Annotated in this window: 31 protein-coding genes, 1 tRNA gene and 1 pseudogene; 10 read left to right on the forward strand and 23 right to left on the reverse strand. The window is 56.2% G+C overall.

Translation table 11 applies throughout. The features are described from left to right. Positions 1-12: 12 nt before the first annotated feature. From BSY16_RS04795 to BSY16_RS32275, 11 genes are all read right to left on the reverse strand, one after another. A complete protein-coding gene (locus BSY16_RS04795) occupies positions 13-1,551 on the reverse strand; it encodes an IS3 family transposase (protein WP_069061375.1) in 1,539 nt (512 codons plus the stop codon). A 97-nt stretch (positions 1,552-1,648) separates the two neighbouring features. Continuing rightward, positions 1,649-2,431, reverse strand: a complete 783-nt coding sequence (gene istB / locus BSY16_RS04800; RefSeq protein WP_069061376.1) for an IS21-like element helper ATPase IstB — start codon at positions 2,429-2,431, stop codon at positions 1,649-1,651. After that, positions 2,421-3,941: an IS21 family transposase gene (istA, locus tag BSY16_RS04805; RefSeq protein WP_069058613.1), complete on the reverse strand. Its 1,521-nt coding sequence runs from the start codon at positions 3,939-3,941 to the stop codon at positions 2,421-2,423. Before istA ends, istB begins: the two co-directional genes overlap by 11 nt. A gap of 215 nt (positions 3,942-4,156) precedes the next feature. Next, entirely contained in the window at positions 4,157-4,399 is a 243-nt protein-coding gene (locus BSY16_RS04810; protein ID WP_069058614.1) for a hypothetical protein, read from the reverse strand. 158 nt (positions 4,400-4,557) lie between these two features. After that, a complete protein-coding gene (locus BSY16_RS04815; protein WP_069058615.1) occupies positions 4,558-4,962 on the reverse strand; it encodes a hypothetical protein in 405 nt (134 codons plus the stop codon). A 1-nt stretch (position 4,963) separates the two neighbouring features. Then, positions 4,964-5,278 carry a hypothetical protein gene (locus tag BSY16_RS04820; RefSeq protein WP_069058616.1) on the reverse strand — a complete coding sequence of 105 codons (315 nt, stop codon included), beginning with the start codon at positions 5,276-5,278 and terminating at the stop codon, positions 4,964-4,966. Positions 5,279-5,576: 298 nt separating this feature from the next. Then, a complete protein-coding gene (locus BSY16_RS04825) occupies positions 5,577-6,044 on the reverse strand; it encodes a DMP19 family protein (protein ID WP_069058617.1) in 468 nt (155 codons plus the stop codon). Positions 6,045-6,739: 695 nt separating this feature from the next. Next, positions 6,740-6,991 (reverse strand): hypothetical protein, encoded by a 252-nt coding sequence (locus tag BSY16_RS04830; protein ID WP_069058618.1) that lies wholly within the window; start codon positions 6,989-6,991, stop codon positions 6,740-6,742. Positions 6,992-7,122: 131 nt separating this feature from the next. Further along, a complete protein-coding gene (locus tag BSY16_RS04835) occupies positions 7,123-7,650 on the reverse strand; it encodes a hypothetical protein (protein ID WP_069058619.1) in 528 nt (175 codons plus the stop codon). Between the two features lie 398 nt (positions 7,651-8,048). Continuing rightward, positions 8,049-8,282 (reverse strand): hypothetical protein, encoded by a 234-nt coding sequence (locus BSY16_RS04845; protein WP_069058621.1) that lies wholly within the window; start codon positions 8,280-8,282, stop codon positions 8,049-8,051. Between the two features lie 131 nt (positions 8,283-8,413). Beyond that, positions 8,414-8,566: a hypothetical protein gene (locus BSY16_RS32275; RefSeq protein WP_171902384.1), complete on the reverse strand. Its 153-nt coding sequence runs from the start codon at positions 8,564-8,566 to the stop codon at positions 8,414-8,416. Positions 8,567-8,808: 242 nt separating this feature from the next. Between BSY16_RS32275 and BSY16_RS04850 the strand changes: the two genes are divergently transcribed. Further along, complete coding sequence (locus BSY16_RS04850) at positions 8,809-9,504, forward strand: SDR family NAD(P)-dependent oxidoreductase (protein ID WP_069058622.1); 696 nt, start codon at positions 8,809-8,811, stop codon at positions 9,502-9,504. A 185-nt stretch (positions 9,505-9,689) separates the two neighbouring features. Here BSY16_RS04850 and BSY16_RS04855 read toward each other — a convergent pair whose 3' ends face one another. Further along, positions 9,690-11,306, reverse strand: a complete 1,617-nt coding sequence (locus BSY16_RS04855; RefSeq protein ID WP_083242827.1) for a calcium-binding protein — start codon at positions 11,304-11,306, stop codon at positions 9,690-9,692. Positions 11,307-11,774: 468 nt separating this feature from the next. Here BSY16_RS04855 and BSY16_RS04860 point away from each other — a divergent pair, with 468 nt between their 5' ends. Beyond that, positions 11,775-12,056: a hypothetical protein gene (locus BSY16_RS04860; protein ID WP_150129876.1), complete on the forward strand. Its 282-nt coding sequence runs from the start codon at positions 11,775-11,777 to the stop codon at positions 12,054-12,056. Positions 12,057-13,395: 1,339 nt separating this feature from the next. Here the strand turns inward: BSY16_RS04860 and BSY16_RS04870 are convergent. The 4 genes from BSY16_RS04870 to BSY16_RS04885 all read right to left on the reverse strand — a co-directional run bounded on the left by BSY16_RS04870 (position 13,396) and on the right by BSY16_RS04885 (position 16,858). Next, positions 13,396-14,169 (reverse strand): hypothetical protein, encoded by a 774-nt coding sequence (locus BSY16_RS04870; protein WP_150129877.1) that lies wholly within the window; start codon positions 14,167-14,169, stop codon positions 13,396-13,398. Positions 14,170-14,483: 314 nt separating this feature from the next. Beyond that, on the reverse strand, positions 14,484-14,684 hold the full coding sequence (locus tag BSY16_RS04875; protein ID WP_069058627.1) for a hypothetical protein: 201 nt from the start codon (positions 14,682-14,684) through the stop codon (positions 14,484-14,486). Between the two features lie 9 nt (positions 14,685-14,693). Beyond that, positions 14,694-15,752 (reverse strand): tyrosine-type recombinase/integrase, encoded by a 1,059-nt coding sequence (locus tag BSY16_RS04880; RefSeq protein WP_069061377.1) that lies wholly within the window; start codon positions 15,750-15,752, stop codon positions 14,694-14,696. Next, entirely contained in the window at positions 15,752-16,858 is a 1,107-nt protein-coding gene (locus BSY16_RS04885; protein WP_069058628.1) for a tyrosine-type recombinase/integrase, read from the reverse strand. The genes BSY16_RS04880 and BSY16_RS04885 overlap by 1 nt, the downstream gene beginning before the upstream one ends. Positions 16,859-17,467: 609 nt before the next feature. Between BSY16_RS04885 and BSY16_RS04895 the strand changes: the two genes are divergently transcribed. Continuing rightward, the gene (locus tag BSY16_RS04895; RefSeq protein ID WP_069058630.1) at positions 17,468-17,860 is read left to right on the forward strand and encodes a hypothetical protein; all 393 of its coding nucleotides are present in this window, start codon (positions 17,468-17,470) and stop codon (positions 17,858-17,860) included. Between the two features lie 134 nt (positions 17,861-17,994). On the opposite strand, the gene BSY16_RS04900 is transcribed toward BSY16_RS04895, so the two are convergent. Continuing rightward, positions 17,995-18,177: a helix-turn-helix domain-containing protein gene (locus tag BSY16_RS04900; RefSeq protein WP_069058631.1), complete on the reverse strand. Its 183-nt coding sequence runs from the start codon at positions 18,175-18,177 to the stop codon at positions 17,995-17,997. 107 nt (positions 18,178-18,284) lie between these two features. Then, positions 18,285-18,470, reverse strand: coding sequence for a hypothetical protein (locus tag BSY16_RS04905; RefSeq protein WP_069058632.1), 186 nt, complete (start codon positions 18,468-18,470; stop codon positions 18,285-18,287). A 120-nt stretch (positions 18,471-18,590) separates the two neighbouring features. Here BSY16_RS04905 and BSY16_RS31330 point away from each other — a divergent pair, with 120 nt between their 5' ends. Continuing rightward, positions 18,591-18,902 carry a DUF982 domain-containing protein gene (locus BSY16_RS31330; RefSeq protein ID WP_083242829.1) on the forward strand — a complete coding sequence of 104 codons (312 nt, stop codon included), beginning with the start codon at positions 18,591-18,593 and terminating at the stop codon, positions 18,900-18,902. A 157-nt stretch (positions 18,903-19,059) separates the two neighbouring features. Further along, entirely contained in the window at positions 19,060-19,326 is a 267-nt protein-coding gene (locus BSY16_RS04910; RefSeq protein WP_069058633.1) for a PepSY domain-containing protein, read from the forward strand. A gap of 232 nt (positions 19,327-19,558) precedes the next feature. Here the strand turns inward: BSY16_RS04910 and BSY16_RS04915 are convergent. Next, positions 19,559-19,633, reverse strand: a tRNA-Asn gene (locus BSY16_RS04915). A 164-nt stretch (positions 19,634-19,797) separates the two neighbouring features. On the opposite strand from BSY16_RS04915, the gene BSY16_RS04920 reads away from it, so the two are divergent. Further along, positions 19,798-20,082: a hypothetical protein gene (locus tag BSY16_RS04920; RefSeq protein WP_069058634.1), complete on the forward strand. Its 285-nt coding sequence runs from the start codon at positions 19,798-19,800 to the stop codon at positions 20,080-20,082. A gap of 73 nt (positions 20,083-20,155) precedes the next feature. Continuing rightward, entirely contained in the window at positions 20,156-20,632 is a 477-nt protein-coding gene (locus BSY16_RS04925) for a DUF2938 domain-containing protein (protein ID WP_069058635.1), read from the forward strand. A gap of 51 nt (positions 20,633-20,683) precedes the next feature. On the opposite strand, the gene BSY16_RS04930 is transcribed toward BSY16_RS04925, so the two are convergent. From BSY16_RS04930 to BSY16_RS04945, 4 genes are all read right to left on the reverse strand, one after another. Further along, on the reverse strand, positions 20,684-21,007 hold the full coding sequence (locus tag BSY16_RS04930) for an RcnB family protein (protein ID WP_069058636.1): 324 nt from the start codon (positions 21,005-21,007) through the stop codon (positions 20,684-20,686). Positions 21,008-21,172: 165 nt separating this feature from the next. Then, positions 21,173-21,892 carry a class I SAM-dependent methyltransferase gene (locus BSY16_RS04935; protein ID WP_083242830.1) on the reverse strand — a complete coding sequence of 240 codons (720 nt, stop codon included), beginning with the start codon at positions 21,890-21,892 and terminating at the stop codon, positions 21,173-21,175. Between the two features lie 213 nt (positions 21,893-22,105). Further along, complete coding sequence (locus BSY16_RS04940; protein WP_069058637.1) at positions 22,106-22,378, reverse strand: hypothetical protein; 273 nt, start codon at positions 22,376-22,378, stop codon at positions 22,106-22,108. A 310-nt stretch (positions 22,379-22,688) separates the two neighbouring features. Further along, positions 22,689-22,895, reverse strand: coding sequence for a hypothetical protein (locus BSY16_RS04945; RefSeq protein ID WP_069058638.1), 207 nt, complete (start codon positions 22,893-22,895; stop codon positions 22,689-22,691). A 273-nt stretch (positions 22,896-23,168) separates the two neighbouring features. Between BSY16_RS04945 and BSY16_RS04950 the strand changes: the two genes are divergently transcribed. The 3 genes and pseudogenes from BSY16_RS04950 to BSY16_RS04955 all read left to right on the forward strand — a co-directional run. Next, positions 23,169-23,528, forward strand: a complete 360-nt coding sequence (locus BSY16_RS04950) for a nuclear transport factor 2 family protein (RefSeq protein ID WP_069058639.1) — start codon at positions 23,169-23,171, stop codon at positions 23,526-23,528. A 99-nt stretch (positions 23,529-23,627) separates the two neighbouring features. Beyond that, the gene (locus BSY16_RS31880) at positions 23,628-23,849 is read left to right on the forward strand and encodes a hypothetical protein (RefSeq protein WP_150129878.1); all 222 of its coding nucleotides are present in this window, start codon (positions 23,628-23,630) and stop codon (positions 23,847-23,849) included. Between the two features lie 480 nt (positions 23,850-24,329). After that, positions 24,330-24,784, forward strand: a pseudogene (locus BSY16_RS04955) (transposase); the annotation flags it as partial. Between the last annotated feature and the right edge of the window lie 5 nt (positions 24,785-24,789).

Below are 24,789 nucleotides of genomic sequence, written 5' to 3' on the forward strand. Positions count from 1 at the left end.
AAGTTGGACTGGTTATGCGTTAAGCCCAAGGCTGTTTCGATATTCGATGGGACTGAGGGCGCCAAGTGACAATTTGATGCGCTTTTCGTTGTACCAATGGATGTAGGCGTCCACCTCTCTGACGAACTGCTCGATCGTGGTCGCCCTCCAGTCTCTAGGATAGAAGAGTTCTGTTTTCAGCCGACCGAAGAAGCCTTCGCAGGCCGCGTTGTCTTGCGAACAGCCCTTGCGGGACATTGAGCGGACCAACTTTGCATTGCCTATCCTGGTGAGCCACCCCGGCCAGCGATAGTGGGCTCCGCGATCAGAATGAACGATAGGCCGTGCATCAACATCGGCCACGGTTTCGATCGCGGCTTCCAGCATGGTATTGACCAGCCCCGCATCCGGCTGCGTTCCAATGGACCAGCTTATGACCATGCCGTCGAAGCAGTCGATGATCGGCGAGAGGTACACCTTACCCGCTGGGATCTGGAACTCGGTGATGTCCGTCAGCCACTTTTGGTTCGGCGCCTCGGCCTGGAAGTCACGATTGATCAGGTTCTCAGGCGCCGGACTAATCTCTCCCAGATAAGAACCGAAGCGGCGGCGCTTTGGCCTGGGGACGATCAAGCTTTCCTGTTTCATCAGCCGCTGCACAACCTTTTCCGAGATCATCACACGCTCTCGCGCCAACGACGCCTGCAGTCTTCTATAGCCGTAGCAGCGATGGTTGGTTTCGAAGATTTCGATGATGCTACGACGGATGGCGACATACTTGTCCGCCAAGCTCGCACGGGCGCGATGGTAGAAGTATGAGCTTCGTGGCAGCCTCAACTGGGCAAGCAGCTCTGGTAGTCGATAGAGATCCTTGAGGGCGTCAACCAGCCTCGTCTTCTCCCGGTTGCTCAGGAGTGGCAGATCGACGCCCAGGCCTTTTTTTAAGAGTTCATTGGCCTTCTTCAAGAGATCATGTTCGAGCTGCAATTGGCGGACATCGCGTTGGAGGGCTTCAAGCTGTCGCTCGAGTTCCTCGCGGTCTGGCGCCGGCGGAGACGTATTGCGGCGTTTCATAGATGAGGGAGCCTCATGACCGAGTAGCTGGTTCTTCCAGTTGTACAAGGTCGGTCTGCATACGCCCAGCCGGTCCGCTACATCTTGAGCACTTTCCTCTCCACTGCAAAGCCCGATGACACCGGCCTGTTTCAACGCCTCAGGATATGCCGGCCGCCAAGAGCGACCGACTATCGACGTTCTGGCTTCCGGAAATGCTTCCCGGATCCATGCGGTCAAGGTTCCGCGACCGGGATAACCCAAGTCCCTCATCGTCGAAGCGATACAGCGATCGTGACAAAGGTAATGCTCAACAGCCGCCTGCTTCTGAGCCTCAGAATACTTTGGAGTTTTAGCCGCACAACGTGCACGCAAGTCACGATGCTGCTCGTACTCTCGGCACCAAGCCTTCAATGCATTCTTGGTGGGATAACCTAGCTGACGAATGGTCGCCTTAACGCGCTTGCCAAGCTTTATATACAGTTCAACCGCTCGAATTCTGTCTGCGTAGGAATACATGAACGACCTCCTGGTGGTCCAAGTTTTCGTCCGCATCCCCGGTTTTTCCACCGAGAAGTGAGCCACCTCTGAGTATGGTTTTCTGATCAGGACTTGGTCAAGGGGTTGGCTTTTCTCCTTTCTTCTGGGCTGCGGCGGCCGAGCTGGCTTTGAAGCGGAAGCTGTCATTTCCAGTTTCCAGGATATGACAACGGTGGGTGAGACGGTCGAGGAGAGCGGTCGTCATCTTGGCGTCGCCGAAGACGGTTGCCCATTCGCTAAAGCTGAGGTTGGTGGTGATCACCACGCTGGTCCGCTCGTAGAGCTTGCTCAGCAGGTGGAACAGCAGTGCTCCGCCTGAGGCGCTGAACGGCAAGTATCCCAGCTCGTCCAGGATGAGCAGATCGAGGCGGACCAGCGTCTCGGCGATCTGGCCTGCCTTGCCCTTGGCCTTCTCCTGCTCGAGAGCATTGACCAGTTCGATGGTCGAGAAGAAGCGGACCTTTCGGCGATGATGCTCGATGGCTTGGATTCCAAGAGCGGTCGCGACATGCGTTTTTCCAGTGCCAGGGCCACCGATAAGGACAACGTTCTGCGCCCCATCCATAAACTCGCATCGGTGCAGTTGGCGCACGGTAGCCTCGTTGATCTCGCTGGCGGCGAAGTCGAAGCCGGAGATGTCTTTGTACGCAGGAAAGCGAGCGGCCTTCATATGATAGGCGATGGAGCGGACCTCGCGCTCGGCCATCTCAGCCTTCAGCAACTGGGACAAGATCGGCACGGCCGTATCAAAGGCTGGAGCCCCTTGCTCGATAAGGTCCGTGACGGCCTGGGCCATGCCATACATCTTCAGGCTACGCAGCATGATGACGACGGCAGCACTTGCGGGGTCATGACGCATGGCGACCTCCTGCGATCCGGGCGCGTAGGCCATCATAGCGTTCGACATTGGCCTTGGGTTCACGCAGCAAGGTCAGCGCCTGTGGCGTATCGATGTCGGGACCATCGATTGTCTTGCCGTCGATCAGCCGATGCAGCAGGTTCAGCACATGCGTCTTGGTCGCCACCCCCGCATCCAAGGCCAGTTCCACCGCCTTGAGGACGACCTGTTCGTCGTGATGAAGCACCAGAGCGAGGATATCGGCCATCTCACGATCACCGCCGGGGCGGCGAAGCATCTGATCTTGCAACTGTCTGAAGGCCAGCGGCAATTCCAGGAAGGGTGCGCCATTGCGCAGGGCTCCTGGCTTGCGCTGGATGACGGCAAGGTAATGCCGCCAGTCGTAAATCGTCCTCGGCGGTTTATCGTGGCTGCGTTCTATGATCCGCGGATGTTCGCAGAGAATATTGCCCTCGGCCGCAATGACCAGTCGCTCGGGATAAATCCGCAGGCTGACGGGCCGGTTCGCAAATGATGCTGGCACGCTGTAACGATTACGCTCGAAGGTGATCAAGCATGTCGGCGAGACGCGTTTGCTCTGCTCGACGAAACCGTCAAATGCAGTCGGCAACGCCATCAATGCTGCCCGCTCATCAGCCCAAACATCCGCGATCGTGCCGGACAAGGTGCCATGCGCCGTCTCTCGCCACAGGTCCTGGCAATGCTGTTCCAGCCAGAGGTTCAACGTGGCCAAATCCGGGAAGTCCGGCATCTGTTGCCATAGCCGTGGTCGGGCATCCTGGACGTTCTTCTCGACCTGACCCTTTTCCCACCCCGCGGCGGGATTACAGAACTCGGGCGCAAACACGTAGTGGTTGGTCATCGCGAGGAAACGGATGTTGACCTGCCGCTCCTTGCCGCGACCGACGCGGTCGACCGCCGTCTTCATGTTGTCGTAAATGCCGCGACCAGGTACGCCGCCGAACACCCGGAACCCGTGCCAGTGGGCATCGAACAGCATCTCGTGCGTCTGCAGCAGGTAGGCTCTGACCAGAAACGCCCGACTGTGCGATAGCTTGATGTGTGCGACCTGAAGCTTGGTGCGCTCGCCGCCGATCACGGCATAATCTTCACTCCAATCGAATTGGAAAGCTTCGCCTGCACGGAAAGACAGCGGAACGAATATGCCGCGGCCAGTCGTCTGCTGCTCAACCCGCCACTCACGGGCAAAGGCGGCGACCCGACCATAGGAGCCGGTAAACCCGAGAGCCACCAGATCGGCATGAAGCTGCTTCAGCGTTCGGCGCTGCTTGCGCGACCTCCCGGCCTCAGTCTTCAGCCAGGCCGCCAGTTTGTCGGCAAAAGGATCAAGCTTGCTCGGCCGCTCCGGTACCGTGAACGTCGGCTCGATCGTACCAGCGTTCAAATACTTCGCGATCGTGTTACGCGACAAACCGGTATGCCGACTGATCTCGCGGATCGACTGCTTCTCGCGCAGCTTCATCCGACGGATGATGTTTAAAAGTCCCATGTGGATCACTCCGTTGCCCCCGTCGCTCACCGCGTTGGGGGAAGGTTCACATGGCTCAATTCTCAATGGAAATTATGCGCCTAACCGGCTCAGTTCTGCGTGGAAACCAACATACGGAGCGACCGCGCGTCAATAACAGTGATCGCCGCCGCTTGTTCCCCGTGCGTCGCATTATTCCGTCTCCGGATGCTCGTCGGCGGTCACCGCACGCGAGCTCACGCAGTGCCGGTCTCGTCTTGCATCTCCATCAGTTCTGCGAGGTCGACGAGTAGCCTCTGAACGTCAGGCCCGATGCGAGAGTTATTGGCCTCGATGGTCAACCGGATATTGGCGGCATAGTGGGTCGGATCGAGCACGCCAGCCTCCTGAAGGGTTTTGACCAGAACGACCAACGCGTTTGTGTGGGAGGCATGGATGGCGGCTATGGCCTGTACAATCTCGTCGGATTTCTTGTTCATTCAGCACCCTCCAAGATCTGCATTGCCAGATTCGCTCCATCACCGGAATTTCGCCGGCCTGAAGTGGGATCACCACCGGGAAGGTGAGGCTAGCGGATAAACACGCCTGCCTCATCAGCCGCATCGATAAAGGCCTGCCGCGCCGTGGTCAGCCTAATTTACGACAACTGGGCTTCGATGGAGAGGATGATTTTTTCTGCCTTCAGCGAGGAAAAGCTGAGCTTCTTCGATTGGAAACGGGTCGCCGCTAGTCGGACTGCTTCACGCAGCGAATTTCCTATGAACGAGTTGATATTCTCCCCATTGGCGACCGTTTGCGGGACAGCGATTTGGATGACCAACCCCTTTTCCTTCTTGGAAAAGTGGCCCAGTTTGTAGCCCTCGAAGTCTGGGTTCAATAGCGAGCCCGGAACAATGAAGATCGGGTTGATCCAAGTCTCTGAGCCATCGTTGTAATTTTTGTCTCGAACTCTCATAGCAACCCCCATTGCCATGACCAGCGCCTCCCTAATAGCCGATCCCTTATGTTCAGGCCCACCCGTTTCTACCCCAATCGCAATCACGTTAGTTTCCTCTATGCTCCTTCAAAAGGCCCTGTTCCCAGTCGTCTTGCTGCTTCATCCACGGTTGGCCAACGGCGGCGCGTGTTGCCGACCAGCCCGGAGGAAGGCTCGCAACTTCATCGAGGTCAGGATGAAGCGCGATTACTTCGGACATGGCTACCACAAATGCTGAAGTAATGTCGGCTGGCTTATCGTCCATGAACGCCCAGGAGTCATCGTCTTCGTAGTGCGTCGCGATGAGGACCGGATGACCATCGATCACCGACGGGCACGTGATGCAGGCCACGTTCGGTGCCTGATTGAACTTCCAACTCATAACTCTATCTTATCCGGTTAAAGCTTTGATTTAGCGTCGGAATGAGCAGATATGACCAAACGATTTCGAGTGGCGCGTGATCGAACCTTTCTCCCCATGACGGGCTGTATAAGGAATGCGGCAAGCTTTGGAACAACTGCTTAGCAGGCATGTTGAGTGGAAGGGGTGCCAAGTGATTGGGCGATTTCCTTTTCCGGTATCTCCAGATCGACGCGCTTCCTCTGGACTTGTTCTGCTGTTGCCGGACAGTTCGCTCGCTTCGCAATGCGCTTAAGGACCCATTTCTGCACGCGGTTTCTCATTTCAATATGCGATTTTTTCTCGCGTAATTAGCGCGTGCAAGGATGAACTCTCGACTCCACACATCAATGGCATGATAACCGCGATCCAGCATTTCCTGAAGGGAAGTGTCCGATCCTATCTTTTCGACCCGAACCCACTGATTGCGAGGATAATCCGGCCCGAAGGCGGCAATCAGTTGCGTCAAGCTGACCGCATAGGCGCGTAGTTCCATTTCCTGCAACGCGTCACGAACACAGGGAGCCAAAGCGCCGGATGCGTTTTCGAAGAACTGTGGGAGGCCGCCATTGGCGACTTCCCCGTCGAAAATAGCCGTAGCGTAGAGGTAGACATAAGCCTGCCCGAAACGCGCGACCGTCGCCGGAATGAGCACGTTTTCGACCGAAATGCCGCGCTCGGCCTGCTCAATCCCTTGCTTGAGAAGCCAGTCATCAAGAGCGCCAAGATCATCATACGGCACTGTCATCTCACTCCAAGTTAGCCGAGCCGTCAACGCGAGTTGTTGATATTATGAAATCGCGAAAGCATCAAATGGTCGAGTCAACCGGCGCGGTCGTTTCGACATAGGAAAGCCTCGCACATCAAGGGAAAATTCTCTGGCTCGTTCCGGCCTCGTCGACAAAAGGTGCGAGCGCTTGATAGGCCAAAAATGAGGCCGACTAAGCTGATAGTCGGAACCGGGAGGGCTTACTGAATTGACCGAGGATTTGGTATATGAGGAAATTCCGAGGATGAGTGCGCGGGAAATAGAAACCGCACTCGGAGGGGATGATGTTGATACGACGTGTGATGCGGTTTTGAGTGCAGCGTTATATTTTGACGATTGGAGAGGATCGCAGAGAATATGTTTGAAAGCTCTCGCGCACAAAAGCGATGTATTGAAAAGATGCGCAATTATCGGCTTAGGACATATTGTGAGAATTCATGGGAACATTGATATCGATGTCGTGAGCACGGAGCTTCATAAGTTCTCTCGGAATGAGTTTCTTTCGGGATATATTGAAAATCTGCAAAGCGACATAAACATCTTCTATCGCAGGCCTCGCGGCGATGGCGCTCGGGGTAACCTTTAGCGAGGCGCTGAAGCGGACAGGGATGGTGCTGATCGGGGAGGGGGTGACCGTCGTCGGCGGCAGCCAAAGGGTGGCATAGAGCGAGCGCTTAGCCCTCTATAAAATCTTCTCTTGCCAATTGCCATTCGTCCCAGCACTTCTCAGGGTCGACGTCGAGATACCCACGTTTCGCATCCATCTTGCGGGCAACATCTGGAGGAACCGCGACTGCTTTGCAGGTGTCGCGAATTTCGATGACCTCTTCCTCTGTAAGCAGGCTTCCTTTAGCTCGCTCACGGTTGAGTAGGATGGCAATAAGGCTCGGCACTGGATAGATAATAAGGTCTTCGTTCTCGCTCATTGGAAACTCTTCAAGGCAACTGGACCCGTCAATATCACATAGGCGATATTAGTGCCATGCGCGCTATCGGGGCGTAGGCCCACGAAAAAGCCTACGCGGACTTCAAGAGCCGAGCATCGCTGCAAGCAGGTTTACTCCATTTCCGCCGCTTCACGGACGAGTCTATTGGCGAAAGAAATTCCACCGTAGGTGAGTTCACCGAACTCAAATCCAAATCCATTTGAGCAACGAATAAGCCCCGCCATCAGAAGAAAACCTGCCTTCCACTCATCGACCGACGATCTGAACGTCAATGTCATTACATAATCGCCATATTTAAAGCTCGGCACGTCCGGGCCTAGTTTTCTGAGTTCAGTATTCAAATCGAGAGGCGCGAGGTCATTTATTCCCGTAGGAGTGACAGTCTGGTCGTTCTCAACTTTCAATCCGTAAGCAAAAGATTCGGTGGCGGTAAACCGTATGATCGACGCTTCGAGCTGGATCAGCTTTCCTTTGTATTCGGCGACTAGGCTGCCGTCCGTGTCGCGAAGCGGAGCGTTGGTGCTGATTAGCGTTGTTTGAAGGCGGACTGGGTAGTCCAGGCCAGCCAGACATTCATTCACAGCTGCCGCAGCCGGCCAATCGGCTTCGTGTATTGCAACGTAATAACTCGCGCCCATTTAACTGCAGCTCCCTCTACGAGAGGTTGACCTAGCACATAATGCCGAGTTGTGAAGGGCAAACATTAGTCGCGGAAATCAGCGCCAATGGCCGCTTGTGGTGCCAAGTCGCCTTCCATGAAATAGACACCCTACTCTATCTCCCGGAAGCTCCCCGCCTGAAACAGCGTCCCAGTCTCTACGGTCGGATAAACACACCCGCCTCTTTCGCGGCCCTGATAAAGGCCTGCCGCTCCTCGGCGGGCTGTGCCTTCTCTTCACGCTCCCAAACAAAAGCCCCGCCGGAGCGGGGCAAGGCATGCGGATCCAGTGACACGCGCGACTCCCGGCGGGCTACGGCGATTTTATCACGGGACGCGCGGGGGTAAAGGATGGCAAGAACAGGCAGTACGATGCCCTCAACCATTTAGGTTTATCAGGGGCTTTATCAGACGAAGTCTGTTCCCCTCCAACAACTTAATCTCATGTGCGGCTTCCATGCGATAGAGCCGATTTATGATTTGATCTTGAGTAAACCCCTGTTCCATCAGGGCACTTCCTACGACAAGAAGGCTGACCGGATTGTCCGGTGCTGCCTGTAGTGAAGATAGTACGTCGGCCATGGCGGCTTTAAGTTCGTCGTCTGCGCGCATATCCTCTCTTCCATGAGACATCGCTGAAGAACAATCGCGCAGATAATGCGCGTGGTTTTGCAAAGTTCCCGCCCCACGTCATCATCTCGAATGTGACCGTCTTCTCCCAAACTCCCTGATCCATGGATGCCTCACTGCTCGCCGGTTGCGGCGACAGCGTCGATGTTGATTTCTGTCGGGGCGGTATTCCCATCGCCGAAGAGAGGCATAATCAAAATAGAGCCGAGGATCACTATGAACATCGACAACAGGCATAGGCCAATAATGTTGATGCGGTGGGGCATTTTCTACCTGAAAACAAAGGCCCCGCACTGAGGCGGGGCAGGAGGCTGAACTAATAGTGGCGCTGGCAGAACGAGCGAGGCTGCGAATGGTTCCCTTCCGCCCCATGAAGAGATTGAGAGCGAGCCACGCCGCCGCGGCATTGCGACATCTCGATTGCGGGCGTTGCCGTCTGTTCTCAGCGCTTTGATACCGGTATCGTTTTCTCGTATCTCTACCAGATTGCAATTCAAAGGTGATTTGAATGAAAAAGAACATCCTGATCGTCGGAGGCAGTTCCGGAGTCGGGCTTGAACTCGCTCGGCATTATGTCAACGAAGGTCATCGGGTGTGCTTTACAGGGCGCAAAGATCCTGGCTTGGCGAATGCGCAGTTCTTCAAACTGTCTATTACGGCTTCTGTGGATGATCTTTCCAAGGGGATCAGCAACCTCACCGCCAGCTTTCAAGACGTGCATACGCTCGTCTACGCCGCTGGATTTCTGCAGCGCGGATCTATCGAAACACTGGATGATGAGGCGCTTACGACAATGACCAATGTGGGGCTGTTGGCTCCGATGATGCTGGCGGCGCGTCTGAAGCCTATTGCCCCGACGCCATTGAAGCTGCTGCTGATCACATCAAGCTCTCAATATACGCCAAGGCCGCAAGAGCCTGCCTATTCGGCAACGAAGGCCGGCATGGCCATGCTCGGCGCTTCGCTTGTACGTGATCCAGGGTTTGGGAAGGTGCTCGTCGCCGCTCCCTCTGGTATCCGTACGCCGTTCTGGGAGAAAACAGAGGAGGATACCAGCACTATGCTGGACCCGGTCTGGACAGCCGAACAAATCGTGGCCCTTTCCGGAGGATCCTTCAAATACAGGTATGCAAAGCTTCTGAGGCATCCAGCGCGGGTCGAAGTTGTCGAAACACTCGACAACGATTTCGCCTTCATCGATTGAAACCACGATGTCCACCATCGACGCGAAGCTACCGCCACGTCGTGGCTGCGTTCTACTTCATCTCCAGCAATTCGCCTGCCTGAAATAGTGTCGTCGGCGGGCGGACAATTCCTTAGCTGTCGATCGGAGCCAACGCCGCCATTTCCTGGCGACGCGTGGCGGGGAGCCTAGGGCTAAGGCACCAATCAGATCACAAAGAAGTCAGCGGCTGTTAGCGTTGGCGTTCCCGACAACGTTGCGAATTTCACCGCTGCGTATGTGCTTCCAGAACCATCACGGTCGAAGAATAAGCCTCCGGTGTCGGAGTTGTAGAGGATGCGGTCACTGGCGTCCTTCGGCCCCAGCGTGATATCCTTGAACATGCTCGACGCCAATTGTCCGACCGCAAGGCCGAGGAAGACTGCATTGTCGATCTGCATCACGTCATCGACGTGACTGAAGTCCGTGATCTTGTCGACGTTCGTGCCGGCGTTCAGAGCAGTATTGAAAACGAACGTGTCTTTGCCTGCTCCGCCTGTCACGGTATCGTTGCCATTGCCGCCGATCAGGATGTTGCTGCCACTATTCCCGATCATGGTGTTGTTGAGAGAGTTTCCGCCGGCGTTGATGTTCGCCACGCCAGTCAGGGTTACATTGTCGACATTGGCGGTCATGGTCCAGCTGACTGAAGACTTAACCAGGTCCGTACCACCTCCTGCAGCCTCGATCACACGATCCAGTGCATCGTCGAGGAAATAGGTGTCCGACCCGCTGCCACCATAAAGCCGGTCGATGCCCGCGCCTCCGGCCAGAGAATCGTCGCCTTCGCCGCCAAGAAGAATATCATCACCGCCACCTCCAGTGAGACGGTCGTTGCCCGAGTCGCCGTCGAGCACGTTTGCGCCGTTATTGCCCCAGATGTCGTTGGCAAGTGCGTTACCGAAGCCGTTGACATAACCCGAGCCTGTGAGAATGAGCTTCTCGACATTCGGGCCCAACTCGTAAGTGACAGATGCCTTGACTAGATCAATGCCCTCGTTTGTCTTTTCGGAGATTTGGTCTGCGGAGGTGTCGACCACATAAGTGTCATTGCCCTTACCGCCGATCATCATGTCCGCACCAGCTTTCCCGTCCAGGACGTTGTTCGCGCTGTTGCCGGTGAGGACGTTGGCGCCGGAATTTCCGGTCCCGTTGATCGCCAACGAACCGGTGAGCGTCAGCCGCTCAACATTGGCACCGAGGGTGTAGCTGAATGAGGATTTCACCAGGTCAGTGCCTTCGCCTTTGACCTCAATCACCTGGTCACCCACATCATCGACGATGTAGGTGTCGTTCCCCGCGCCGCCGTAGAGAGTGTCCTTGCCTGCGCCGCCATCCAACGTATCGTTTCCGGCAGCGCCTTCTATGAAGTCGCCTCCGCCGCCTCCGGAAAGCACGTCGCCATCTGCAGATCCGAATACGACATCAACGGCTTGGGTCCCGGTGAACAGTGCTTTTAATGAGAAAAGGGTCGTATTGAAGGTGAAATTCACTTCTGTGCCATCACCCCAGTCCGTCACGCTGTATTCACTCTGATACGTCACGCCAGACGTCAGGGCTGCTGTGAAATCCACGTACAAAGGGCGGTCGCCACCGTATGACTGGTAAGCCGAACCGTAGGTGTCACCAATACCGGCGAATGCCTCACCTTCAAAAACAATAAAACCGGCTTCCTCGTCTTCCCATCCCCAAAGATCATAGTGTAACGAAACAGCAACTGTTGTCCCGCTTCGCGTGAGTGCGAACTCTGGTGATTTGCCAGTAACCTGATCGAAAAGCTTCATCCTAGGATCCTATCGGGTGTTGCTGCCGCGTGGAGCGATATGATTTACAACTACACGAAGAACGAGCGTTCGGGGATGGATTTTTTTGGTTGGGGGCCGGCGCCGTACGAAGGACAGCATCTAATCCGACCGTCCGTCTTTGTGAATGCTGTGAGCACCACAAGCTAGCTCGTTGCTATCGTCGTTGACCCTCTGAACGGCTTACCCAACGACGCAATTTATGCCTCCCTTCTACACAAAAAAGGGCCCCGCTGGGGACGTCGGGGCTAAAGGCTTGATCAGCGCAGCTAGATAATCGCAGCCGGGTCAGGTTTGTTCCGTGCAGTCGTCGCGGTCTCCCTCAGGACCAAAAAGTCCAGATTCGACATCCGGCCAAAAGCGCGTACAGTGATGGGATGGACGGCATGTGTTACGGGCGCCGTCATTGAGAGCTGTTCCGCTTCCGCCCCAATAAGAGAGGGGTCGGCTATGAATAGTCACTCCACCAAATGCGCCTATCAACCCGATGAACTCGGTTCATTGCAGGCAATTTTCAACGAAGTAACCGGTCAGGATTGGTTCCCACGCTCTCCCGAGATCCGCGAAAGCTTTGCGAGATACCTTTTCAGTTCGTTTCCGGATGGCGATTTTGATCCGACCGTGCACCGCTCCGTCGTGGAGGAAACTGCGCGCAGTATTTGCCAGGGGAACAAGGAGGAAACCTCGATGAGGATCGCCCCAGAGCATCCGCGCGAAGATGCGTTCGACTGAGGTCGGCGTTCAGTTACTGACTGAGATAAATCTCCAGCGCCAGCCAAGCCGCCGCACCATTCAAGACCGCCGCCGTCGAGCGGCAGCCCGGAACTGCGGCTCGAAGGCCTTCGCAACATCTCCCGTATCGTTGGAACTTGGTTGGATAAGCGAAATTTAGTGCAATCAATTAGAGCTTAGTGGGCTGTAGCGACCCTTACCACTGTGGCGCACTTTTGCGGAGCGCCATTTGAGTCTGCTCCCAGTATACAGAAATCCCAGACCTCGTTATCGTTGACTCCTTAGAGTGTAAGGTCTTCCGTCCGGAATGTGCACTCGGGTTGATGATGTCAATAAAGGCCACCCGTACTAAATAAATCACTACGGCTCTCGACTCTTGCGATTTTCAGGCGCAGATTCAAAGTACAGAAAAACGGGGAAATATCTGTTGCCAACTAAATCCTCGGACTCCCAATACCGCGAAGCCATATCGATAACGAAATGGCTATTCGTTCTCCTATTTTTCGCAATTGTGCCACTTGCCTTTTTAAAATTTGCAGAATTTTCACTAATAAATGTCATGAGCAGCGAGGATAGAGCGACAGCGTCGGAATTTAGTAAAGACCTTCCATTGATAACTCTCGCTTTCTGGAGTGGAACAATGGGAACTATTGTCGCGTATGTCTATCAACGTCTTAACAACACTATCCCTCAACAAAGGCTTATATACCCGATAGCTCGATTTCTCTTCGGTGGGATAGTCAGAGCTGCATCGTATTTCGTCATTCGATCTGGATTCATAATAAAGCTACTTTATCCAAAGCTGGAAGCAGCGGCCCTCGAGGCAAGTCAATTAATTGACTATCGCCCGGTCGTGGCTGTCGCCGTGATCTCTGGTCTCTTAGCCCCCACGATCGTGCGGGCGTTCCAAAAAAAGGCAGATGACACCGCATAGTCAAAGTGTGACCGTCATCGAGGGCCGACCAGTCTTACTTCTCCTTAGGGCACCTAGCGTACTTGCGTTGCCAAGCCCTTTCCCCACCCACGCTAGTTCCGCTCGGCGCTGGGTCGCCACCCTCGCGTAAAGCCGGAGCTAATTGCGCGATCGGCCAGTTGAAGCTGCCATCGCAGATAAGCGCAGTCAGCCAGGAGCGTCGCGACTGCCGCTCGGGCGTTTCCGCCGTGCCAAGCCAGGGATTCGTCGACTTCGTTGCGAGGCTCGTGAGATTCTGCGCGCACGTTTCCGTTCTCCAGTGTTGCTGCCACAGCAGGCATTCGTTCCGGTTTCGAGATGTTGCTAGTATGTTCTCGCTAGGAAGGGAGTCAAGGAGGTCGGGAAGATATTCCTATGGATTGGTCTCTATGGCCGCTGCCGCGTGTAGGTGCCAAGCCTCATCTTAAAGTTAAAACGTGCGTTCGGCGCGAACCACAGAATCAGAGCCATGACGTGGCCAACAAAAACAATCAGGATGAGAAGAGCTCGAAAAACATCGAAACCCGAACGCTCACAAACAATCGCAAGTCCATAAACGATCAAGAGCGCGTGCATTATAGGGAGGGCGCCAAACAAAACTTTGGAGCAAACAGCGAACGCCCAAATTACGGCCTTGTAACCAGTCATCGGCGTGAAGAGCTCGATGCCAGCAAGAGCAATTTTATCTTGGAAAAGTCGAACACTCATCTCATTAAAGTGCTCAGCATCAGTCATAATTCCTCCGGCAATATCTGCGGCGCGCGCCCGCCGTTGCATTACCGTCCACAAGAGTTGGGAGTAGCAGAGCCATGTGGTAAATCCGACCGCCGCGATCACTAAGGCAAACGTGCAAACCACGATCAAAACCTCCAATACAGCAGGTAGCTCGCGAGTGCTGATGTCGGTGCCGGGGATAGTGAAATTTTTACCGGAGACCGCGACCGCCAGAAGCACATCGGCTATGAACAATGCCCTCACATTGCTGTCGCGGTTGTCTTTAGCTTCGGCTAGCCGCTGTACGAGCTGCACTGCCAATTTCTTGTCGACGTCTGGGTCGGCGAGTTTTTCGAGGTCTTCGTCATATGTGGCGGTAAGGCGAAATAACGGTGAGGTTTTGAACACTGCAAACTTCTGACTTCCAGCGTTTTCGGATTCTTCCACAGGGAGACCTCGTGACACACACATTCAACAAAGAGTTGGAAAAACTACTTTCCCTTTTGCCTTGCAGGCAAACGTGTCGCAGAATGCCGGTACCCGAGAGATGAGGACGTTTGCAGCGTCCTCATCTTCGGCGGGTGTCGCCAGTAGTCGGGGGAGCGGGTAATTCCGCGGTGTCAACGCACCCGCTTCCCTCGAGCTACAGTTGCATTATGGCGCACCCGGCATCCGGCCGCCGCCCCAGTATCCTGTAATCCACAGATCAATTGCAGAAATTCGTTCCTTTTTTGTTCTAGTCGCGTGCGGGGATTCTGCTCTCACCCCTCTCGCCGCGGATGGACATACGGCAGGAAGTTCTCATCGAAGTCTTCATGCGCGAAGTAATCGAGCGCACGCTGTCCCTGCGGTGAATACAGGTCCTCCGACTTACCGTCAGGGCCGCCCAGGAGTTGGCCGATGACATGGTAGGCTTGCTGGATTTTCGCTTCGAGCGCTTCGATGCGTTCTGCGTCGGTCATGTCTTTCTCCTATGTCGTGCTCAAATACGCCCCATCCCACTTCGCCATCGCCTGGCGCGCCAACTCTCGCTGCCCGCCGAGGTAGTGCGTATGCAAAATAGCATCGATATCCTTCGGAGAATGGCCTGTTACCGCGCCAATCTCGGCGATCGAACAGCCAGCCAGGGCCATGCGGGTTACGGCCGTCCCTCTGAGATCGTGGAAGGTCAGTTCGTTGATGCCGGCAGCAAGGCGTGTCTTCCGCCAACTGGTAGAAAATCCGTCGGTCGTCCACGGCTTCCCGCGAGTGTTACAGAGGATCGTTTGTGATCGCCGCGTAACCGCGCCTAGCGCGCGTTGCACCTGGTTGGATGCCGGTATCACCACCCGCCGACCAGTCTTGCTCTGTCGAAGCCGAAAGGTTGCACCGTCATAGGATTTCCATGGAAGCGCGAGAAGGTCACCCTGACGTTGCCCGGTCCAGAAAGCCAGCAGTAGCGCTAACTGAAGTTCCTGACAGGCGACAGCATTAAAGGCGGCAATGTCTGCATTGGTCCACGTCTTCTCGCGACGATCGACGCTGTAGAGGCGTCCACCGCGCTCGGCTATGTTGACTGAAAGCAGTCCGCGGTCCTTGCCAAAGGACAGAACGCGGGCGAGGGTGGTCCAGGCATAATCAGCAGCACGTGGGTTGTCCGCTCTGCGGTCACGCCAGGCTTTGAAGTCGCCGCGGGTGGCCTTGGCTTCCAGATCACTGAAAGTGAGACTGCCGAAATCCTCCTTCAGCATGTCCAGATAGCGGTTGTACCCTCGCTTGGTTGATGCGGATGTCGTCTTGAAGTCAGAGGATCCACGGAACGCCGTAATTAGGCCCTGGAGCGTCTCGGGGTTCGGATTTCGTCGTCGGTCGTGCGCAGCGTCGAAAGCTCGCTGCAGGCCTGCGTCGTCCGGCTGGAGCGGCTTGCCGTTATCCGTCTTTAGAAGCGGGCCACCACGCCAAGCGTAGCAATAATAGATGGTCCTGCCGTCCGCGAGAGCCTTCTTGACCCTTAAGAGGCCTTTGAGGGGATGTCGTCGGCGCTCAATCATCAACACCTCCCCCATTTGACGTGTCGTCGGGACCACGAGAGCGGATCTCCCCACCAAGGCATGCGGCGCCATTCCTGGGGAACGGGCAGAGTATTGATCGCCTCGATCAGATGAGCCTGGGGCACGGCGGTATAGTGGCGTGACATGTCCGTGACAGCATGGCCGAGGATCTGATCTTTGATGTGTGGATGGACGCCGTTGATAACGAGCTGCGTGCTCACGGAATGGCGTGCGGTGTAGGGAGATACGTCGTTGATATCGACGCCCTTGGCCGCCAGCCGCTTTCTTGCTCCAACAATTCCATTGCTGAGCTGACCACCTGATTCCGCCATGATGGTATACTCCTCCCCTCTGAACGTGCGAAACAAGTGCGGGTTCGCGTCCTTGCGCTGGAGAAGGGCGTGGAACAGCGGCGCAATAAACTCATGCATCGGGACGCCGCGAGGCTCACCGGTCTTGCTGCTGAGAACGAGGAGCCAACGGGCTTTCAAGTCAATGTCGCCTCGCTCGAGTGTAAACAATTCGATCGGCCGCATGCCGGTGTAGAACAGGGCGGTCATCACCATGGCAGGGGCAGGGGACATCTCAGCGATAAAACGTGCGGCGCGCTCGTAGTCGGTCGGCTGACTGCCACTGCGTTTAACCAGTCGGCGTCTTGTCGTCCCCTTCGCCTTTTTGGGCCGCCGCCATTGCCGCACGTCTGCCCAGTCATTGCCGACGGCGTGATTCCAGACCGCTATGAATGGCGTATAGCATTGCCGGTTGCGGGTTTCGGGCGCCGCCTCGGGAAATAGTTTCATGGCTGCTGCGTCTAGGTCGTTTTGCCGAATGCTGCGAAGCGATGTGGGGCCGAAACGCTGGCGGAGCGGCTTCAAAAACCTTGGCGATCCGCCGCTCTGGAGGTATGAGGCCGCCGCGCTGTCGAACGTGACGCTTAGCTTCTTACCGAAGATGCTCTCGTCGAGAACTTCTTTCGCCCTGATAGTGAGGATGATCTCGGCGGCGGCTCGCTCGGCGGTTCCGGTGGTCTCGTTGACCGAGATGCCGCGTACAGTTCCGCGGATCCACCAGTTTGGAGAGTCTTTTCGGGAATAGAGCTTTAGCAAAGGCGCCCACCAAGCGCTTGAGGAGATGTTTTGCCGCCGGCACCAATGCCGACCGCGCTGTTGTGCTCCTCTGACGTGGTGACCGACCAGGGCCGGGTGCGGTTGGTGGCCGCGAGAAAATGTTAGGTCGGCCGAACGACGCCGTCAACCGGCGCCGCGCTCAACCAAGTTGGCGGGCGTGACAACACATGTGTGCTCTCTCTCGGTTGTGCACCCAGCGATTAGCGAGATAACTGCTAGCGCCAGAACGCAGCGCATCCCTATGCCTGCCGATCCCGCAGCCGTACGCCGGGGCCGTTGCCGTTTTGGTCGATGAAAAGAATGCCGGCAGACTCGAGTGCGGTTCGGACTGCCGCGACATTGTTGGCCAATCCGCTTGCGATTCCTTCACTCGCCTCCATCCGTTTCAGAGTTGGAACTGAAATGTTGGAGCTACCAGCTAACTCGGCTTGGCTAAGTCCGATTAGAGCACGTGCAGCGGCAATTTGTCGTCCAGATATCATTAAAATTGATCCATAGGTGCAATTTTGATCTAAAGGTATTGACGATCGTTTCGTATTGATCTAAAAGTATCACATCAACCCAATCAGATCAACGAGGAGACCCGCCATGCACACCGCCGCCCATACTGTCGACAGAAGGCTCGCGCCACGCAGGCTTGTACCGAGAAGATCGTCAGCGCATCCGCACGCGAATGACCCACATAAGATCGCGACTTTTCTGGAAGAGGTCTTCCACGCGTCGGACGAGCCTATCTACCAGGTCGGCGATCTCATTACCTTCCGGAAGGCGGATCGTACCGTCGGTTCGATAATGATCCTGGAAATCAACGGCCGCGACGTGACCGCAATGTTTTACGACGGACTACCGCACCGCTTCGACTGCTCGTTCGAGGACATTGCCTCTCTACGCATCGTCCGGATTGAAGATTCCAACACCGAGACCGTAGCAATGTATCGCGAGCTCGTCGGAGTTCCCAAAGAGGTCACCTACACCAACTAGTTTTCCGCCAGCCGTTCCCGCATTGTCGGCTGGCTCTTGCCGGTGGCGCCCTCGTGGCTGCCTCGGCCTTTCTACCACAGGCCCGCGCTGTACCACCCGCTCCAACACTGCGGAGCGCGGGCCGCTTCCTTGCCTTAGATAGCCTTCACGCCAGCGGCAGCAAGCAACCTGGCTAGCTTCGTCGGATCGACCAGCACGCCGCTCTCAAGCTTCGCGATTTCCGCGACAGTTAGTCCGGAGATCAGCGACAACTGCTGCAGATCGTAGCCCTTCGACTTGCGCAGGTCCGCGATTGGGTTCGCCACGTTGATCGTCATTTTTCTCTCCTGTTATTGCGTCGCAATATAGGTCGTTTGCGGCGCACAACAAGAGTTGCATGCTTCAGCCCTAATTAAAGAAAGGCCCGTCACTCAATGGCCTCTCGTCAGCGCTGCTTTTCACCTGCGCTTTTGCCATCAGAGCTTCTCGAGCGCTCCTCAAAGCGATCCGCGCCTTTGGCGAGGTCCGAACCCTTCTCCGCTTCAACTTTGCGCTCATCGGCCCGTGCGGCCTTGTGTAGGCCCCTGGCGCCTTCCTTGCCTTCTTCGGTTGGTGCGTTTTCGATAGCCATTGGATCCTCCCTTAGCGATGCGCTGGAAACGATCCTGGGCTCACGTTGTTCCGATCTTGAAAACGCGCTGAGGAAAACCATATCGATGCCGCCAGAATTGTAATTGAAAGGAGCACCACGATGCTGGCTGACGTTTACTTCTCTGTACCCCTTCACGTTCGTTTCCCCAGCGGGGTGACGCGCTCGTTTGAGAGCCTGAACGACACCGTCGATTTCCTTGAGAATGAATGGCCTTTGCGGCACGGCGCGCGATACAAGCGCGCGTGCGAGAAGTGTCGCGCTGCACTCTATCGAATGGCACCGGTAGCCGTCGCGCGGGAGGCGTTTGTCTCCGCTTGCCTTGAGGCAGGATTACCTGTCGAAGCATTTACACCGAGTTGGCAAAGAGAACCATCGTCACCGCCCCGCATGAGCGGTGGCCTGCCTAATTAGGATCTGTTAATATAATTTCGGCGCGCGCTTCTTGGTCCGTGCCCTCGTGCCGCGCGCGCGCCAGGCCGTCCGCCTCTCCGGAGCGGGCGGCTTCGACTGTCGGAACCTAAATCATAGTGAACCGTTCATAGCGCTGCGGACTTGATGGAGGTGAAAAATGTCGAAGTCGCTCGTAGCGCTTGTTAGCACGCTCGCATTGTCGGTCGTGCCGGCGACGGCCCAGGACGCGAAGCCCCGCGCGGAAGATGGAAAAAAGCCATCAGAGATACTGGCATCCGTCGAGGCCCGCCGGGACTTCGCTCGTCTTCAAGAGATGTCATGGAACGACCGCGGCTACTACGAGATCGAGTACCGGACGAAGGACAAAGCTCGAGTCGAGATCAACATTGACGCCAAAAGCGGGAATCCGGTCGAGCAGGAGTAGGTAGGGGCGGGGTGCACCGCCATACGGTCTGCACCGAGGGCGGACCAAAGCGGAATGGGCTCAGGCAATTTGCAGAGTTCGCAAAGACTGCGACCCAATGGCAGGGATAAAGTTGGATACGGGTTCGAATCCTCAACTAGGTAGAGCGGATTTCAAAAGTGGGGAGGATTTGTGGGGAAGAAAGCGCCCGTTATCGGATATATCAACGATAACAGGCGCTTAACTTCTAAAATGGCTCCCCGGGCCGGATTCGAACCGGCGACCTGTCGATTAACAGTCGAATGCTCTACCGCTGAGCTACCAGGGATCATCCGCTCGCTGCGGAGTGAGCGCGTAATACAAATGCCTGATCGATTTGCCAAGCGATTTTTGACAAAAAAATGCACAAAGCTTGATTGGTTGTGGAGAAGTCTCCACTTGGACGGTAGGCAAGCCTTGGAAAGTCAGGCTTTTCAGCAGAATGAGCGATGAATGACGACGCGAAAAAACAATATGCATTTCGGCATCGATCCCCGTACGCGGGAGATCGTGATCGGCACTTTCCGTTTGAAACTGCCGGAATCGCGCTGGTTGCGCACCACGATCGGCGTGCTGCTCGTCTGTGGCGGCATTCTCGGCTTCCTTCCGATCTTGGGATTCTGGATGGTTCCGCTCGGTCTTCTCGTTCTTTCACACGATTCTCATATGGTTCGTCGCCTGCGGCGCCGCTTCTCCGTCTGGTGGGCCACACGCAAGGCGCGTCGCGATGCGCGCTGACCGCCGCCATTCTTGCACCGGCATCCCTGACCTGATCTAACCGCCCAGCACCATTTTTGGGCGAGGGGAATCGATGGGACTTTTGGCGAAGGGTATCGTGGTGGGGTTCGGTGCCACGGTGCTGATGGATGTCTGGGCGATCATTCTCTGGAAGGCATTTGGCCAGGCCCGGCCGAACTGGGCGCCGGTCGGCCGCTGGTTCTGGCATTTGAAGAATGGCGTCATTTTTCACGACGACATTGGCAAGGCACAGCCCTACGCCCATGAACTGGCGCTCGGCTGGGTCAGCCACTATGCCGTCGGCATTCTCTATGGTGTCATTCTGGCGCTGATCGTGGGTGAAGGCTGGTTTGCTACGCCGACCTTCCTGCCAGCCTGGATACTCGGCATCGTCACGGTGGGCGCTGGCTGGTTCCTGTTGCAACCCGGCCTCGGCATCGGCGTCGCAGCCTCGAAGCTGGCGAACGCCAACAAGGTGCGCCTGCTCAACCTGGTCTCGCACACGGTCTTCGCGCTCGGACTCTTCGGCACGGCGCTGCTGATACGCTGATCGCCAGGCACGAAAACGCCGCCACGGAGCGGTGGTGGCGTCTGTCTCGTCCTATCGGGCCGCATTCACGCCAAGGATGATGCCTGTGGCGATGCTCATCAGAAGATAGCTGTTGTCGACCTTTACCCACTGCTGGCCGCGGGCCGGCTTGCGCAGGCCATGACGGTGATAGTCGCGCACCGCAGGCCGGCGTTTCCAGTCGGAGACGCGCTCACCCTGACGCCAGTGATGGCGCTTCTTTGCTTCGTGCTTCTTCCAGGAGGAAGAGTAGCCGGGTTTGCGGTCATGACCATAGGTGGTCTGGGCTTGTGCCATAGGCGCCGCAGCGAAGGAGAGGGCGATAGCTGCCAGAAGGGTTTTAGCGAAGAGTTTCATTGGTGGTTCCTCGTTGTTGATACGAGGAGCCTAGGGTCGTCTCGATGAACCGTAACTGAATAAAAAATTACAATTTTGTAATGAAAACAGCCTGTTAATCCGACGTTCCGGGAGCGCATAGGCGGCCCGACGGGCCGCCTTGTTCCTTTTGCAGCACCGGCTGCTTTATCGATTGTACATGCCGGTCACGCGTACGGCGACCTGCTGGTGGTTCGGGTGCAGGCCGATATATTCGTACTGCACACCCCAGCTTTCGACGAATTCCTTGAAGGCTTTGAACTCATGCAGTTCCCAGCCCGGATAATTGAAATACTCGTCGAACAGGATGATCGTGCCGGGCACGATACGCTCCCGCATCTGCGTGAAGATCGTTTGGGTGGAGCTGTAGAGATCGCAGTCGACATGGATCAACGAGGCCGGGCCCGGATGGTCGTCGAGGAACTTCGGCAGGGTTCTGTCGAACCAGCCGACGATCAGTTCCACATTCGGTGCCACTGCCGGCAGGTCCTGGCGCGCGAAGGCACCCTTCTGGTAGCCGTCGCGCCAATATTCCGGCAGGCCCTCGAAACTGTCGAAGCCATAGACAGGGCCTGGCTTGTTCTGGGCGATGCGATTGATCGAGCGGCCGGAGAAGACGCCGAACTCGACGACGAAGCCTTCGACGGTCGCCTGCGAGCAGGCATAGTCGATGAGCGCGCCAGCGCTGTCGGTGCGCTTGGCGCCGATCATGCGGGTGTAGAGATACTGGGAAGATGAAATGCCGGCGGCGAGCTTGGCGATCACATCCAGGTTGAACGCATCACCCTGCGGGCGCGCAATGACCTGATAGACGGCAGACAGAAGCGCCTGCGCCATGGCCTGTTGGTCGGTATTCGGTTCGGTCATCGGACGGCTTTCCAAGAGATCGGGAAGGACAAGACTCACGCATTTCGCGCTAGGATCACCTTGATGCCATCGGCTTGCCCCAAACCTGCGGCGGCTACGACGCCCGCGCCTGAACGCATCCGGGGTAAAGCCTGCCGTAAAGGCAGGACTTGTAGAGAATGACCGTAAAATATAGATAGCCTTGGAGTCGATACCGTGGTGGTCAATGAACGGTTAGAGTTCGGCCGGCGTCGCTGTATCGTGCCCATCCGTATGAATGCTGAAGGGCTCCACCATACGCGCCGTGTTCTGCGCTATGGCTGCGCCCTCCCGCTTTGTATCGAACACCTGCCGAAGAATGTTCAACCGCTCATCTGTAGCGAATGGTACGGCATTTTTTCCATCTTTCAGTACCTCGATATGTGATATTGCCATCTTTTGAAGGGGGATATCAGCGAATTTTTGCTCGTCGGTTTCACTAAATGGTTCACCCCACATCGATTCCATGATTTTCCGCCAACGGTCCTTCGTTGTGCGATCGAGAGCATCAAAGGCGTTGGCTCACATTTGCTCCATCCAGAGCCACCGAAAGGTATTTTGTCTTACGATGCCCCCGAATGGGCTTGGGCTCGCCGTTGCGCTCCAGGAGTGGCCGCGCGGCCTTGCGGGCCTACCAGTGGGCTTTCGAGAATTCTTTAGATGAAATATCGTCGGGCAGGCGACAAATACGAACTCCATCGATGAAGATAGTACCGGATTGTGCCATGTCGGCTCTTGTTTTTCTCGACATAGGGAAGTTTGAAATTCGTCACGCCTGTCATGCAGACGCCCGCCAGACATCGCCGTCGTCAGCGTCTTCCCTGGTGATCGAAGTAACATCCTCTGGCCAGTCAGCCATGGTGGCGACCAGATCAGCCACAAGCGAGAACTTCCGAGTATGCCACCGCTTCAACCGCGGAAGATGTCCGAGGGAGCGGGAGAGGCTGAGGATCTGGCAGGCCACCACGTTCATTTTCGTTGCCATTCCCTTGCTCCTCTTGGGTGCTGCGAGGCGGGTGGTGGCTCGCTTCGATGAGGAAGGTATGAAAATCATAGTGATCTGCCAATTGAAATTATGAGTAATTCATAAACTAGGCGCGCAAAGATGAGGAAGCCAGAATCACGTCCACGAAAAAGCGCGCTGGGCGACAGAAGCGATCGCTTTTGTGTGTCTGTACGAGATGCTAATATACAGGCGTTAGAATTCTCGAATGCCGAGTTAGGAAATAAGCAAGCAGACGTGCTGGAGGAGGCAACAATGCAACAGCGCAAGGCCTTAGATGGCGTGGCCATACAGAACGCCATCGAGAAACGCGACGGACACGCATTGGCTGAATTCTATGCTGAGAACGCGGTGTTAAAGATCATCGACAGAAACAATCCCCCTAGCAGACCGCGAGAACTGGCTGGGAAAGCTGTAATTTCGGAATTCTGGAACGATGTCTGTGGCCGCGAAATGGAGCACAAAGTCGATGCAGTGGTGACCGAGGGTAGTCGGATTTCTCTTACCGAGACATGCGCATATCCAGACGGGACGCGTGTATTTTGTGCCGCTATGATCGATGTAGAAGGCGGCAAAATTGCCCGGCAGACGGTGATTCAAGCCTGGGATGAGTGACGTTCTCACGCGGGCTGTCAGGTCGCGAAAAAGCCCGCCGGTGAGGGCGGGAAAACGCCAGTGAACGCGTGCGTTTAAAGATGGGGAGGCGTTTAAGTTTTGCGGGAAATCTTCTTTTGTAACGCTGCATCAGCCGGCGCGACCATCCCGCACGGCGAGGCGCCGTCCGACTGGATCACCGGCCCGGTAGAGCGGATCGGAAGCACCTACATCTTTCGCTCATTCTGCCGGCAGGCCCTGGCCGTTGCCAATCCCGTTCCATCGATCAACCCACCATACTGGTTGCTTGATCTGCTCCGTGACGAAGGGGATATCACCTGACTTGGACGCCTGCCTGACTCCGCAAAAACCATCACTGCCGAGGCCAAGACCGCAGCACAAGCCACTGCGATGCAGGTCCTACATGAGTAGGCCATCCAGAGGCGAGTCGATGCTAAACCGCGGGATCGAGCCTTTCGTGACGGCGTGACGCTGGCCAGCTCCGGCGCCTCGACACCCCCTCTGACAGACGCAGGCGCTGGCCTTCGTCGCGTGGCGCGATGTCGTTTGGGCTTACGATTATGGCGAGCATGCCAATGTGCTGGCCAGCGAGTATGAACGGCCCTCCATAGAAGAATTTCTTGACGAATTGCCGTCTCTAGATTGGCCAGTCGCGGTTGATGATTGAAACCCGGGAGCGCCTCCGAGGCCCTATCGGGTCCCGCTCACGTTCGTGGGCAGGGTTTCGCTTCGACCGCGTGACCTGCCACGGGTAATTTCCTCCAGAATGGCTTAGAGTCCGGCCTGATTAAGGACTGACGAATGAAGAAGCAGAGATTTACGGAAGAGCAGATTATTGCGGTGCTGAAGGAGCAGGAGGCTGGCGCGAAGGTGGCCGACCTCTGCCGCAAGCACGGAATTTCAGAAGCGACGTTTTATAATTGGAAAGCCAAATACGGCGGCATGGAGGTCTCCGAGGCGAAGCGGCTGAAGGCGCTTGAGGACGAGAACACGAGGCTGAAGAAGCTGGCGGCCGAACAGATGCTGGATGCAGCCGCACTTCGCGAGCTTCTTGCAAAAAAATGGCAGGGCCTGCCGCCAAACGCGACGCCGTCGCGCATCTGAAGGCCATGATGGGTCTTTCGGAACGGCGGGCCTGCCAAATCATATCTGCTGACCGCAAGATGATCCGCTACCGGTCGTGCCGAGCGCCGGAGGTGGCGCTGCGAGCAAAGCTGCGCGACTTGGCCAACGAGCGACGGCATTTCGGATACCGTTTTCA

The organism is Sinorhizobium sp. RAC02 (genome assembly GCF_001713395.1).
In the GTDB taxonomy this organism is placed as follows: domain Bacteria; phylum Pseudomonadota; class Alphaproteobacteria; order Rhizobiales; family Rhizobiaceae; genus Shinella.

What these genes read in the sequence shown, in the direction of transcription:
- BSY16_RS04795 (WP_069061375.1), bottom strand. Translation starts at nt 1,551, where the DNA reads ATGTATTCCTACGCAGACAGAATTCGAGCGGTTGAACTGTATATAAAG.
- istB (WP_069061376.1), bottom strand. Translation starts at nt 2,431, where the DNA reads ATGCGTCATGACCCCGCAAGTGCTGCCGTCGTCATCATGCTGCGTAGC.
- istA (WP_069058613.1), bottom strand. Translation starts at nt 3,941, where the DNA reads ATGGGACTTTTAAACATCATCCGTCGGATGAAGCTGCGCGAGAAGCAG.
- BSY16_RS04810 (WP_069058614.1), bottom strand. Translation starts at nt 4,399, where the DNA reads ATGAACAAGAAATCCGACGAGATTGTACAGGCCATAGCCGCCATCCAT.
- BSY16_RS04820 (WP_069058616.1), bottom strand. Translation starts at nt 5,278, where the DNA reads ATGAGTTGGAAGTTCAATCAGGCACCGAACGTGGCCTGCATCACGTGC.
- BSY16_RS04825 (WP_069058617.1), bottom strand. Translation starts at nt 6,044, where the DNA reads ATGACAGTGCCGTATGATGATCTTGGCGCTCTTGATGACTGGCTTCTC.
- BSY16_RS04830 (WP_069058618.1), bottom strand. Translation starts at nt 6,991, where the DNA reads ATGAGCGAGAACGAAGACCTTATTATCTATCCAGTGCCGAGCCTTATT.
- BSY16_RS04835 (WP_069058619.1), bottom strand. Translation starts at nt 7,650, where the DNA reads ATGGGCGCGAGTTATTACGTTGCAATACACGAAGCCGATTGGCCGGCT.
- BSY16_RS04845 (WP_069058621.1), bottom strand. Translation starts at nt 8,282, where the DNA reads ATGCGCGCAGACGACGAACTTAAAGCCGCCATGGCCGACGTACTATCT.
- BSY16_RS32275 (WP_171902384.1), bottom strand. Translation starts at nt 8,566, where the DNA reads ATGCCCCACCGCATCAACATTATTGGCCTATGCCTGTTGTCGATGTTC.
- BSY16_RS04850 (WP_069058622.1), top strand. Translation starts at nt 8,809, where the DNA reads ATGAAAAAGAACATCCTGATCGTCGGAGGCAGTTCCGGAGTCGGGCTT.
- BSY16_RS04855 (WP_083242827.1), bottom strand. Translation starts at nt 11,306, where the DNA reads ATGAAGCTTTTCGATCAGGTTACTGGCAAATCACCAGAGTTCGCACTC.
- BSY16_RS04860 (WP_150129876.1), top strand. Translation starts at nt 11,775, where the DNA reads ATGAATAGTCACTCCACCAAATGCGCCTATCAACCCGATGAACTCGGT.
- BSY16_RS04875 (WP_069058627.1), bottom strand. Translation starts at nt 14,684, where the DNA reads ATGACCGACGCAGAACGCATCGAAGCGCTCGAAGCGAAAATCCAGCAA.
- BSY16_RS04880 (WP_069061377.1), bottom strand. Translation starts at nt 15,752, where the DNA reads ATGATTGAGCGCCGACGACATCCCCTCAAAGGCCTCTTAAGGGTCAAG.
- BSY16_RS04895 (WP_069058630.1), top strand. Translation starts at nt 17,468, where the DNA reads ATGCACACCGCCGCCCATACTGTCGACAGAAGGCTCGCGCCACGCAGG.
- BSY16_RS04900 (WP_069058631.1), bottom strand. Translation starts at nt 18,177, where the DNA reads ATGACGATCAACGTGGCGAACCCAATCGCGGACCTGCGCAAGTCGAAG.
- BSY16_RS04905 (WP_069058632.1), bottom strand. Translation starts at nt 18,470, where the DNA reads ATGGCTATCGAAAACGCACCAACCGAAGAAGGCAAGGAAGGCGCCAGG.
- BSY16_RS31330 (WP_083242829.1), top strand. Translation starts at nt 18,591, where the DNA reads ATGCTGGCTGACGTTTACTTCTCTGTACCCCTTCACGTTCGTTTCCCC.
- BSY16_RS04910 (WP_069058633.1), top strand. Translation starts at nt 19,060, where the DNA reads ATGTCGAAGTCGCTCGTAGCGCTTGTTAGCACGCTCGCATTGTCGGTC.
- BSY16_RS04920 (WP_069058634.1), top strand. Translation starts at nt 19,798, where the DNA reads ATGACGACGCGAAAAAACAATATGCATTTCGGCATCGATCCCCGTACG.
- BSY16_RS04925 (WP_069058635.1), top strand. Translation starts at nt 20,156, where the DNA reads ATGGGACTTTTGGCGAAGGGTATCGTGGTGGGGTTCGGTGCCACGGTG.
- BSY16_RS04930 (WP_069058636.1), bottom strand. Translation starts at nt 21,007, where the DNA reads ATGAAACTCTTCGCTAAAACCCTTCTGGCAGCTATCGCCCTCTCCTTC.
- BSY16_RS04935 (WP_083242830.1), bottom strand. Translation starts at nt 21,892, where the DNA reads ATGACCGAACCGAATACCGACCAACAGGCCATGGCGCAGGCGCTTCTG.
- BSY16_RS04940 (WP_069058637.1), bottom strand. Translation starts at nt 22,378, where the DNA reads ATGGAATCGATGTGGGGTGAACCATTTAGTGAAACCGACGAGCAAAAA.
- BSY16_RS04945 (WP_069058638.1), bottom strand. Translation starts at nt 22,895, where the DNA reads ATGGCAACGAAAATGAACGTGGTGGCCTGCCAGATCCTCAGCCTCTCC.
- BSY16_RS04950 (WP_069058639.1), top strand. Translation starts at nt 23,169, where the DNA reads ATGCAACAGCGCAAGGCCTTAGATGGCGTGGCCATACAGAACGCCATC.